Genomic DNA, 12,388 nt, shown 5'->3' with positions numbered 1-12,388 from the left:
CACAAAAATTGTGAAAAAAAATCGAAGTTATGAATGCTGGAAGAAATGAAAAGAAGTTTTTAGGTGGGGAAGTAGAGGTAAATGAAAGCTGAAATTTCTTTTTCGTTTATTCATATGACATTTTTTCATGAGTAAAAGATCATTTTCACAGTTTGATCATTGTATTCATAATTGGTTACAGTAACAAATAATCATAGCTCCCCCGCCCTAAATAGAGCGAAGGGAGTCGTTAAGCAGAGTGTTCAGATGAATGAGAAGTGGATTTCGTTTTTAGACGATGAGAGAGGAGGAAACCAAGAATACCTGCGCCCATTAATACGATAAATAAAGATTGAAAACCACTTAATATACCAATTAAAGTAGATGAAATGATACTTCCGAAATATCTAAAGGTAGAAAAAATCCCAGATGCAGAACCAGATAAACTCTGATCAACAGATGTTAAAGAAGCCATCTGCATGCTAGTCATGCCAATACCTGATGAGATCCCCCCAGCGACTAATGTGATGATAAGGAGTGGTAAATTTGGGTAGCTGCTTAGTGTGATCAGCATAACACCGGATAAAGTAAGACAGAGAAATGAAAATCGAATCATTTTTTTGGCACCTTTTATTGGATGGAGCTTTGCCCCGAGTAATCCACTAATAGACATACAGAGTGAAAAGATCGAAAGGAAAATCCCGCTTTGTGTATGAGAAAGCGCGAGTTTTTGCTCCATAAACAGCGGCATAATGAGAAGAATCGCGTACATCACAAAATTACTAAGCATGATAGAAAGGTTAGCGTTCGTAAAGGCACTGTTTTTAAATAATGTCAAATCAATGATGGGATTTGTAACTTTCCGTACGTGTTTGAAAAATAAAGGAATGGAAATGACCGCTAGAACGCCATAGATCATGTATTCGTTTAATACTTGGCTTTTAGTAAACAAAATGAGTGTGGCGATCCCGATTGTTAAGTATAACGAACCGATGATATCTACATTGGCTTGTAAACGTGTATGTTTCATCTTCGGAATCATAAAAACGCCTGTCACAAGTGTGAGAATCAAAAATGGTATATTCACTAGGAAAATGGAATGCCAGTCAAAGCTCTGAATGAGAATAGAGCCGATAAAAGGTCCAAGTGCGGCACCAATTCCCGCTCCAAAACCGAAAAAACCCATAGTTTTAGAAAGCTTTTCATGTGATACTGTTGCACGAATTAAAGCAATGCTGTTCGGCGTTAATATAGCTCCGCCTGCCGCTTGAATTGATCGGAAGCTAATAAGAAAAGCAAGATTAGGTGCGAAAGCACATCCAATGGAGCCAATCAAAAAGAGTATCACACCAGCTAAATACATGCTGCGGTGGCCGTATATATCTCCCAGCTTACCCGCAATAGGTTGAGTGACTGCCATGACAATTAGATAAATCGTGACCACCCAAGTAATGTTTGATATGGATTGATCGTAATAAGTTGATATAGATGATAGAGCGACTGCGATCATGGTTGAATTGACTGGAACTAAAATAGCTCCAAGCAGCAAAGAATAAATGATCAAGTTCTCTTTTTTAAGATTCAATGTGTTTACCACCTTTGTAAAAAAGAAGAATTTCACCCAATTAAGTGGGGGAAATTCCTCTCATGAAAATGTGTGTGCATGTCTCAATAAAGTCTTCTTTTTTTGTTAAAACAAGCTGAATGTCTTGCTCTAGCTGTTGAATGAAAAAGCCAAAATACGTGCTAATAAATATATCTGCATAGATGTCTTCTTTTCCTTCTAATACACGATGCTGAGCGCCCATTTTTTTGAAATAATGAATCAGCATGTCTCTCAATTCTTGAGGATAAATTTTTTCATGGTCTGTTAAATCTTTAAACATAGCGGGTTCTCTCATGCTGATATAGATAAATTCTTTTTTTGAAGTCAAATCTTCAAGGAAATAGCTACCGAGAAATTTTAAATCGGTGTATAAATCGTCTTTAAATTCTGCTTCAAGGGTTTTGGTCGGTGTTGATTTCATTTTCATAATGGCAGCAATCACGCCGCGTTTGTTTTTAAAGTTACGAAAAATTGTCGCTTCACTTACATTCGCTTTTGTCGCAATTTCTTTTGTCGTTGTTTTTTGATAGCCCTTTTCAGACAATAATTCCATTGTTGCGCGAATGATCCGTTGATTTGTTGATTTTAACAAGCATACTCACCTCAGGTTATGAATGTGTTTGCAACAAAGTAAGTATACCGATAAAATCTGTGACCGCCAATATGATTCAAACAGTGACGACTATGCCCGTGAATGCTGATTTAATAACTGGATACGCCCATTGGCTCCATCTACTGTCACGAGGTCACCGGATTTTAGTTTTTCAGTTGCGATCCGTGTACCTAGGACAGCCGGTATCATATATTCTCTAGCGATAATAGCGGAATGGGACAAAATGCCGCCAGAATCGGTGATGACTGCTTTTGCGTCTCTAAATAAGCTGGTCCATAAAGGTGTCGTTGTTTTACAAACTAAAATGTCATCTTTTTCAAATTGTGAAAATTCATCAGCAGATGTAATGACTCTGACTCTTCCAGAAGTAATGCCGCTAGATGCACCAATTCCATAGATTGAATCGTCTGTGTTGTTTTCATTTTCCCTTAGCGAACCGAGCATTCTTTCTACTTGCTGTAATTCAGCTTCAGAAGGCGTTCCTGTATAAGCTGGTGGTTGGATGGATTCATTTTCCTTCATTTCAATTTTTCTTTGCTGAATGATCGAATCGTATGTGGTCGAAGTTGTGAGCGCATTGAGTACTTCATCATCGTAAAGATACCAAAGGTCTTCTTGATGAGGGATCGCTCCTTTTTGAACAAGAAGTTCACCAATCTTTAAGAGATAGAGTCTCGCTTTTGCATCTAACATGGCATCAATGTAAAAGTGATGATCATCTCGAATATTGGCTGCATGGAGTGCAAAATGATAAAGTTCTTCAAATTTTGTTTTAAACGCTTCATCTGTCACTTGACTGATAAACTGTTCATACGTTTCTTGCCTTTTGATCACGGCTTGTGCAAATTCTTCATCAAAATCAGATTGGTACCGAATGTTGTTTCTAATGATGTCCAAGACAAATTCAGGATTTTCCACCCATGTTTCCTCTGTGAAATCATGGCTTTTAACAGACCGCCAACCATAGACTTGGAGAAAATCTTCTACTTTGGAAATGAAGTTTTTCCCTTTTTCTGTATGATTGAGTGCATATAATAGTTCAGCATTCGCTGAATGATCTGTAAATGCCTGAAGAAGTTCCGAATCTTGAAGGACGTCTTTTGCCAAGTGAAATAGCTTTTGATCTGTTTCAAGAGACTTGTTCATCACACCTATCATCATTTCATGCAACAGGACGACTTGTGTTTGATCGCCATCATATGAGACAAGCATGTCTTCAATGATTGCTGATAGAATGACTTGAGGTATGACAATGTCAAAATGGTCGTCATACGCTCTTAGATAAATCTCTTTTAATTCTTGAAAGCCATTAATGGCTTCATCAATTGTCAGCGATTGAGTGATTTGCCGATCAAGTTTTTCGTATAATGGGAACAAGTTTTGCTCTAAAATGCGATACATTCTTTCGCTTAAACGAGGAAACAGTTCGAATAGGCTCTCGTCAAAAACTGGTTCGGCTGCCACTTCTGCTTCTGGCATAGACGGTGAAGAATACAAATGGCCTCTATAAAGCTTGATATCTTTAATATTAAGGTCTGGTACTTGATACTTCTCTCCGTTTTTCTTCATCCCGTTTTTTAAAGCAGGTATGATCAAACTTGAAAAAAGAGGACTTGTGGGTCCAGGCATATGATCGTCCATTGAAATCCAGAAGTCTTGCAGCTCTTCAGGTTTCATTTGAAAGGATGCACCTGAGGAGCCATTTGCTGTATTGGTAAAAGCAGCAGTAATCGGTCTTGCTTGAAGTAAATAAAAAGTACCATTTGACATGCCGAATTCGATATCTACTCCATGTCCATAAAGTTCTTCTACTTGTTTTGTCATTTTCGTGATTTGGATCAATTGATCATCTCGAAGACAAAATTGGCCAGCCATCTCTTCACCTACGGGTTGTTCAATGACGCCCTCTTGACAGGGGACAATTTGCAGTTCTTTTGTTCCTAGTGATTTTTCAATAGAGTACGTTTCTTTGTTTACAATAAATGTATCTGGCGTCACAAGGCCGGAGACGATGGCTTCTCCTAGTCCATAGCTTGCAGTCATCATGACTTCGTTTGTTTTTCCTGATACAGGATTCTCACTAAAGATGACACCAGAGATGTCAGAATGGATCAATCCTTGTACAACAACAGCCATGAGCGGTATCTCTTCCTCGTTCTCAATCATTTCTTCCTTATATTCTGTGACTCTTGCTGCGAAGTAAGACGACCAACATTCTTTGACGGCTTGCAAGAATTCTTCATTTGTTTTGATATTTAAATAGGTCTCGTATTGACCTGCAAAGGAGGCGCCTTCGAGATCTTCCGCAACAGAAGAGGATCGCACTGCAACGGATGGATATGTTTTCAACAATGATTGAAAGGATGAAAGTAATTCTGTCTCCATTTGTGAAGGAAACGAAGCTTCTGTGATTTTTCGGGCAAGGTTTTGATCAGTTGGATGGAAATTGTGATATGAAAGAAAGCTTGCAAAGCTGTTCGTTTTAATAATAAATCCATCTGGAACTGGCAGTCCGTGATTGTTTAATTTAATTAAATTCACGCCTTTTGCCCCTGCGAGTGATGCGGATTCTTCAGCCGCATGAAATAATACTGAATACATGGGAATGCCCCCTTATCCAAATAGCCAATGGTTTCATTTGTCTCTTTTTGTTTTTTTGAATGATAGTGCGCACTATCATTTTCATCATAGAATTTATTGGATGTAACTGTCAAAGACGTAAAGACCTATCTTTAGAAAGGGGACGTTTTCACTAATTTTCCTCCTCATCTATATCAAAAGTCTTCACCCGAGAAGAAAAAAAGCTGAAATCGAAAACTGTGAATTGTTCATTATGCCAATCTTTACTATAATCAAGGGAGTAGACCATGTAGAGGGAGGGTTTTTGTGATTACAAAAGCCATATTTGCACTTGTTTTTCCTTTCTTGCTCGTTATTTTATTTTCAAAGGTTACTTATAATCATTACGTTGGCATTGCATTAACAGCAGCGCTTTTATTTGCTTCGTATATGAAAGGCTATACAGAAACCTACTTTATCGTAGGATTAGATATTATTTCTTTAGTGGCCGGGGCATTGTTTATGGCCAAGAAAGAAGTCGAAAAAAGAGAGAAGGCTGAAAAACATCATTGATGTGATCCCTCTTGATGAAAAGAAAATGTTTTTGATACAGGAGCTGTGCTTACGATTCTAGTGAGTGCAGCTTTCTTTTTTGTGGTTTTTCTGCTGATCGAATATCTCGCTCCAAAATGTTCCATACTGAAAGGAAGGTTTCTTTAGAGGGTTATGAGCCACGGCAGAGAGGGTATGGTTGTATTGGAAATAAAAATCAAGTCAGACACGAACTTTAGTTCGTATTTTTGTGTTCTTTTATGATAATATATTCATTAGATAGATTTCGTAACGAAACGGAGGCTTTGATGTGAGTGACCGCTTTGAATTAGTTTCTAACTATCAGCCCCAAGGAGATCAGCCAAAAGCCATTGAAAAGCTTGTGGAGGGCATCCATCAGGGGAAACAGCATCAAACGCTGTTAGGTGCTACAGGTACGGGAAAGACCTTTACTGTATCCAACCTGATCAAAGAAGTGAACAAACCAACACTTGTCATTGCGCATAACAAGACACTTGCCGGACAATTATACAGCGAGTTTAAGGAATTCTTTCCGAATAATGCTGTCGAATATTTTGTGAGTTATTATGATTATTACCAGCCTGAGGCGTATGTTCCTCAAACTGATACATTTATTGAAAAGGATGCCAGCATTAATGATGAGATCGATAAGCTAAGGCACTCCGCCACATCCTCATTATTTGAGCGGAGAGATGTCATCATCATTGCCAGTGTGTCCTGTATTTATGGCTTAGGTTCTCCTGAAGAATACAGAGAGCTTGTGCTGTCTTTACGAACTGAAATGGAAATTGAACGCAATCAGCTGCTGCGTAAGCTTGTGGATATTCAGTATTCTCGTAATGATATAGATTTTCAGCGCGGAACCTTCAGAGTTCGAGGAGACGTCGTTGAAATTTTTCCTGCTTCACGAGATGAGCATTGTATCAGAGTGGAGTTTTTCGGTGATGAAATTGAACGTATTCGTGAAGTAGATGCTCTCACTGGAGAAATTCTCGGTGATCGTGACCACGTTGCTATTTTCCCAGCATCTCACTTCGTCACAAGAGAAGAAAAGATGGAAAAAGCGATTATTAATATTGAAAAAGAGCTTGAGGAACAGTTGGAAAAGCTTCGTGAAAACGGGAAACTGCTTGAAGCACAGCGTCTTGAGCAGCGGACAAGGTATGACCTTGAGATGATGAGAGAGATGGGCTTTTGTTCAGGGATTGAGAACTACTCAAGACATCTCACCTTACGTCCGCCTGGTTCAACACCTTATACATTGCTTGATTATTTTCCGGATGATTTTATGATTGTTGTCGATGAGTCACACGTGACCATCCCGCAAATTCGCGCCATGTACAATGGGGACCAGGCAAGAAAACAAGTGCTTGTTGATCACGGATTCCGTCTGCCGTCAGCACTTGATAATAGACCACTCACATTTGATGAGTTTGAAAAGCACATTAACCATATTGTGCATGTATCCGCAACACCTGGCCCATACGAGCTTGAGAAAACGCCAGAGGTCGTGGAACAAATTATTCGTCCAACCGGTTTGCTTGATCCAATCATTGAAGTCCGTCCGATTGAAGGACAAATCGATGACTTAATTGGGGAAATTCATGCAAGAGTTGAGAAAAATGAGCGTGTGCTTGTGACGACTTTAACGAAGAAAATGTCTGAGGATCTGACAGATTATCTGAAAGAAATCGGAATCAAGGTCAATTATCTGCACTCAGAAATTAAGACACTAGAACGGATTGAGATTATTCGTGATTTACGTCTCGGAAAATATGATGTGCTTGTAGGGATCAACCTTCTTCGAGAAGGCTTGGATATTCCAGAGGTGTCGCTCGTGGCGATTTTAGATGCGGATAAAGAAGGCTTTTTACGTTCAGAAAGATCCCTCATCCAGACGATTGGTCGTGCTGCAAGAAATGCAGAAGGCCGAGTTATCATGTATGCAGACAATATGACGAAATCAATGGACATTGCCATACAAGAAACAAAGCGGAGACGTGAGCAGCAAGAAGCGTATAATGAGAAATTTGGTATCACTCCGCAAACGATCCATAAGAAGATTCGAGATGTGATCAAGGCAACAAAAGTACATGAGGATTCAGAAGAATACGAAACAAAAGCAGCACCAAAGTTGTCAAAAATGAGCAAAAAAGAACGAGAAAAAGTGATCGAAAACGTCGAGATGGAAATGAAAGATGCAGCAAAAGCGCTTGATTTTGAAAAAGCAGCAGAATTAAGAGATCTATTGCTAGAGCTAAAAGCGGAAGGATGAATGCCAGATGGCTATGGAACGAATAGAGGTGAAAGGGGCAAGAGCCCACAACCTTAAAAATATTGATGTCAATATCCCGCGCGATCAGCTAGTGGTCATTACAGGTTTATCTGGTTCGGGAAAATCGTCGCTTGCCTTCGATACCATTTATGCAGAAGGTCAGCGTAGGTATGTTGAATCACTGTCGGCCTATGCACGTCAATTTCTCGGTCAAATGGACAAACCAGATGTAGATGCGATTGAAGGGCTTTCTCCAGCGATTAGTATTGACCAGAAAACGACAAGCAGGAACCCTCGATCAACCGTTGGGACAGTTACAGAAATTTATGATTACTTGCGTCTATTATATGCTCGAGTCGGAAAACCGATTTGTCCTATTCATGGGATCGAAATTACATCACAGACGATTGAGCAAATGACAGACCGTATTTTAGAGTATCCAGAACGAACGAAACTACAAGTGCTTGCTCCGATCGTATCTGGACGTAAGGGAACACACGTGAAAGTACTTGATCAAATTCGGAAGCAGGGCTACGTTCGAGTCAGAGTTGATGGCGAGATGGAGGACCTGTCAGAAGAGATTGAGCTTGAAAAGAATAAAAAGCATTCCATTGAAGTGGTGATTGATCGAATTGTCGTGAAAGAAGGCGTGGCGGCACGGTTGTCTGATTCTCTTGAAACGGCACTCCGACTTGGTGAAGGTCGTGTGATGATTGATGTGATTGGACAAGAGGAGCTGTTATTTAGTGAGCATCATGCTTGTCCGCACTGCGGATTCTCTATTGGGGAACTTGAACCAAGAATGTTCTCGTTTAATAGCCCTTTCGGTGCCTGCCCAAGCTGTGATGGGCTTGGTTCTAAACTAGAAGTAGATCCAGAGCTTGTGATTCCGAATAAGGATTTGACTTTACGTCAGCATGCCATTGCCCCATGGGAGCCTCAAAGCTCACAATATTACCCGCAGCTTCTTGAGGCGGTATGTACACACTATGGAATTGACATGGATATTCCAGTAAAAGATATTCCGACGCATTTATTTGATAAAATTTTATATGGCAGCGGCTCTGAGCTGATTTATTTTAAATATGAAAATGATTTTGGCCAGGTCCGTGAAAATGAAATCGAGTTTGAAGGTGTGCTTCGTAACATTGAACGGCGCTACAAGGAAACGAGCTCCGATTATATTCGGGAGCAAATGGAAAAATATATGGCCAATCAGCCATGCCCGACCTGTAAAGGGTATCGCCTGAAAAAAGAAACGCTTGCGGTTCTCATCAATGGCAAACATATCGGAGAAATGACCGATTTGTCTGTATCTGATGCCCTTGATTTCTATGAGAAAATTGAGTTGTCTGAGAAAGATTTGCAGATTGCCCAGCTCATTTTACGTGAAATCAAAGAGCGCTTGTCCTTCTTGAATAATGTGGGGTTAGATTATCTGACATTAAGCCGGTCTGCTGGCACATTATCAGGCGGGGAGGCGCAGCGGATTCGTTTGGCGACACAAATCGGATCAAGACTGACAGGCGTTCTTTATATTTTAGATGAACCATCGATTGGTCTGCATCAACGGGATAATGACCGGTTGATTGGGACATTGAAAAACATGCGTGATATCGGAAACACACTGATTGTCGTAGAACATGATGAAGATACGATGCTTGCCGCTGATTATCTCATTGATATTGGACCAGGTGCAGGGGTTCATGGAGGAGAAGTGATTTCAGCTGGAACGCCAGAAGAAGTCATGAAGGACCCAAAATCGTTGACTGGACAATATTTATCTGGTGAGAAATTCATCCCGCTTCCGATTGAGAGACGAAAGCCTGACGGCCGCTTCATTGAAATTAAAGGGGCAAAAGAAAACAACCTTAAAAACGTGAATGCGAAATTTCCTTTAGGTGTCTTTACCGCTGTGACGGGTGTGTCAGGATCAGGGAAAAGTACACTTGTGAATGAAATTTTATTGAAATCCCTTGCCCAAAAACTGCACAGAGCAAAAGCGAAGCCAGGACAGCACAAAGAAATCAAAGGAATGGATCACTTAGACAAAGTCATTGATATTGATCAATCTCCAATTGGCCGTACACCAAGATCCAATCCTGCTACGTATACAGGTGTATTTGATGACGTGCGGGATGTCTTTGCGCAAACCAATGAAGCGAAGGTACGAGGCTATAAAAAAGGGAGATTCAGCTTTAACGTGAAAGGTGGACGCTGCGAAGCATGTCGTGGAGATGGCATTATTAAAATTGAAATGCACTTTTTACCTGATGTATACGTGCCTTGTGAAGTGTGTCACGGGAAACGTTATAACCGTGAGACGTTAGAGGTCACGTATAAAGGGAAAAATATTTCCGATGTTCTTGAAATGACGGTAGAGGACGCACTTCAATTTTTCGAGAATATCCCGAAAATTAAGCGGAAGCTGCAAACGATCTTTGATGTTGGATTAGGATACATTACACTTGGGCAACCTGCCACGACATTGTCTGGTGGAGAGGCGCAGCGCGTGAAATTGGCATCTGAGCTTCATCGCCGTTCAAACGGAAGATCCTTGTATATTTTAGATGAACCGACAACCGGTCTTCATGTGGATGATATTGCTAGGTTGTTAAAAGTGCTCCAGCGCTTGGTCGAAAACGGGGATACGGTATTGGTCATTGAGCACAACCTTGATATTATTAAGGCTGCCGATTACCTTGTTGATCTAGGACCAGAAGGCGGTGCTGGTGGAGGAACGATTATTGCTTCAGGAACACCTGAACACATTGCTAAAGAAGAAGCTTCTTACACCGGTCGATACTTAAAACCGATTTTAGATCGTGATCGTGAGCGAATGAAACAGTTAGTCAAAGAAACAGAAAGTGTGACATCCTCATAAAGAAAAACCCCTCGGAAAGAGGGGTTTTCCTTTTATTGCACATCTTCCTTTGGCATTAAGTTACTGAGGTGCGTTAAATCCTTTAAAATATGAGTGCTGCTACTATCGAGCAGTACTTTTAAATAACGGATATCACCATACTTCGGATGAGACGGATGAATGGCCTCTAGCTCCTTGATCATATCGCTGTTCATGCTTTTCTGTTTCTGTATAAGGTCTAAAAGCGTTTGTGCCGTGTGGTTAGCATTATGATGATCTGTCAAAATAATTACCCCCTATAATGATAATCACCATCTTTTCAACATATTTTAAAGGGTAATCCATGAAGAATCTACACTTAGGTGCAAAAAGAAATAATTTGTGTCTAAGGTCATATGTAAATCGAATGAGTTTGAAACTTTTTATACGCCATAAACGTATGAGTTAGAAAGGAATTTTCATCATGAAGGAGCGAATATATATGAACAGAGATCAGTCGATCATTGCATCTATTTGTTATTTTAGTGTATTTTTCATGCCGTTTATTGTGCCGATCGTGGCATATTTTGTAGTGGATCAAAAGGAAACGAAACGGCATTCGCTGCGTGCATTGTGGTCACATGTTTTGCCAGTCGCAGCGTGTGTGCTGCTGGTTTTTGGAGCTATCCCCTTTTTATTGACGACACAGGCAAGCGACTCACTCGTTCCAGTGTTCACCGTACTTATCTTGTCCTTTTTAGTCGCCATTGGCTTTTTGATCTCTGTCATTTGGAATATCATTCAAGGTATTAAAGTGCTTCAATCCATCAAATCGTAGGAGGGCTTTGTATGAATGAAAAAGAACGCATTTTAAAATTAGTAGAAGACGGGACATTATCTGCAAAAGAAGCAATTACGCTACTTGAAAAATTAGAAGAAAATCAGTCCATTTCACTAGAAAAATCAACGGCTGATCATACCTTTCATGAAGAAAAAGCTGGCACAGAGAATAAAGGAACTGGTACTGAAAACCTCGGTGCAAAGCTGTTTGGATGGTTAGATTCGGCGGTGAAAAAGGTCAAAGATGTCGATCTTGATTTGAACTTTGGACAGTCCGTCGACGTTGAACACATTTTTCAATTCAAAGACGCGGCACTATCTCATTTAGATATTCAATTGGCAAACGGCAGTCTCAATTTGATGCCTTGGGATGATGGGGATGTTCGGGCAGAGTGTCATGCGAAAATTTACCGTGCAGAGGATGGAGAGCAGGCCAGACAGCAATTTCTTCAACATCTGGATTGCGGGCTTGAAGGGGACAAATTTTTTATCCGAACTGAAAAGAAGACCATGAAGGTCAATGTCACCCTGTATGTACCACGTATCCAATACGATAAGATCAAAGTCAAACTGTTTAATGGACCGATTCGCGGGGAAAAGCTAAAGACAAAAGAACTGGCTGCAAAAACAACAAATGGCGTCGTCTCTTTTGCCTCTTTACAAGCAGAAAAAGTCGGAATTGAAACAGCAAATGGACAAATCAAACTGGCTGATCACGAGTGTGGTATGATTGAAGTAGAAACCATTAATGGGCTCATTGACCTGCGCGGGAAAAGTGAATCAATTGATGCACAGAGCTTCAATGGGAACATTGCTGTTCAGCTGTCAGATGAGAAATGCCGTTCGATCTATGCAAAAACGACAACAGGCAGTGTGGACGTTCAGATTCCGCGTGCTTGTGCAGTGACTGCGGAGCTGAAAAGCAATCTCGGATCGATCTCTCATGAGCTGCTTGATGCAAATATGATTAAAGAGAAAAATGAAACGCTGCAAAAAGAGAAAATGATCAAAGCCAATCAACAGGCGGAGCACAATATATCCATTTTTGCAGAAACAAAAACAGGCTCAATCCAAGTAAAGCACCAATCAGACAAGGAGTGA

The 12,388-nt window shown here is 40.4% G+C and carries 9 protein-coding genes; 5 read left to right on the top strand and 4 right to left on the bottom strand.

Annotation, left to right across the window (positions count from 1 at the left end; all coding sequences use genetic code 11):
* Positions 1–229: 229 nt before the first annotated feature.
* The 3 genes from N521_RS02585 to N521_RS02575 form a co-directional block, all read right to left on the bottom strand.
* Positions 230–1,564 (bottom strand): MFS transporter, encoded by a 1,335-nt coding sequence (locus N521_RS02585; protein ID WP_035389643.1) that lies wholly within the window; start codon positions 1,562–1,564, stop codon positions 230–232.
* 40 nt (positions 1,565–1,604) lie between these two features.
* Positions 1,605–2,177, bottom strand: coding sequence for a TetR/AcrR family transcriptional regulator (locus tag N521_RS02580; RefSeq protein WP_025208046.1), 573 nt, complete (start codon positions 2,175–2,177; stop codon positions 1,605–1,607).
* A gap of 90 nt (positions 2,178–2,267) precedes the next feature.
* Positions 2,268–4,799 carry a PEP/pyruvate-binding domain-containing protein gene (locus N521_RS02575; RefSeq protein WP_035389641.1) on the bottom strand — a complete coding sequence of 844 codons (2,532 nt, stop codon included), beginning with the start codon at positions 4,797–4,799 and terminating at the stop codon, positions 2,268–2,270.
* 285 nt (positions 4,800–5,084) lie between these two features.
* Between N521_RS02575 and N521_RS02570 the strand changes: the two genes are divergently transcribed.
* The 3 genes from N521_RS02570 to uvrA all read left to right on the top strand — a co-directional run bounded on the left by N521_RS02570 (position 5,085) and on the right by uvrA (position 10,489).
* Entirely contained in the window at positions 5,085–5,330 is a 246-nt protein-coding gene (locus N521_RS02570) for a CsbA family protein (RefSeq protein ID WP_008348197.1), read from the top strand.
* 289 nt (positions 5,331–5,619) lie between these two features.
* Positions 5,620–7,605 carry an excinuclease ABC subunit UvrB gene (gene uvrB / locus N521_RS02565; RefSeq protein ID WP_035389639.1) on the top strand — a complete coding sequence of 662 codons (1,986 nt, stop codon included), beginning with the start codon at positions 5,620–5,622 and terminating at the stop codon, positions 7,603–7,605.
* A gap of 7 nt (positions 7,606–7,612) precedes the next feature.
* The gene (uvrA, locus tag N521_RS02560; RefSeq protein WP_035389637.1) at positions 7,613–10,489 is read left to right on the top strand and encodes an excinuclease ABC subunit UvrA; all 2,877 of its coding nucleotides are present in this window, start codon (positions 7,613–7,615) and stop codon (positions 10,487–10,489) included.
* A 32-nt stretch (positions 10,490–10,521) separates the two neighbouring features.
* On the opposite strand, the gene N521_RS02555 is transcribed toward uvrA, so the two are convergent.
* Complete coding sequence (locus tag N521_RS02555; protein WP_008348188.1) at positions 10,522–10,752, bottom strand: hypothetical protein; 231 nt, start codon at positions 10,750–10,752, stop codon at positions 10,522–10,524.
* Between the two features lie 197 nt (positions 10,753–10,949).
* Here N521_RS02555 and N521_RS02550 point away from each other — a divergent pair, with 197 nt between their 5' ends.
* Complete coding sequence (locus N521_RS02550) at positions 10,950–11,285, top strand: hypothetical protein (protein WP_008348186.1); 336 nt, start codon at positions 10,950–10,952, stop codon at positions 11,283–11,285.
* An 11-nt stretch (positions 11,286–11,296) separates the two neighbouring features.
* Complete coding sequence (locus N521_RS02545) at positions 11,297–12,388, top strand: DUF4097 family beta strand repeat-containing protein (RefSeq protein ID WP_007500040.1); 1,092 nt, start codon at positions 11,297–11,299, stop codon at positions 12,386–12,388.

Origin of the sequence: Bacillus sp. UNC125MFCrub1.1 (genome assembly GCF_000701305.1) — a bacterium.
Lineage (GTDB): Bacteria > Bacillota > Bacilli > Bacillales > Bacillaceae > Bacillus > Bacillus altitudinis.
This window is presented reverse-complemented; position numbering and strand designations above follow the sequence as displayed.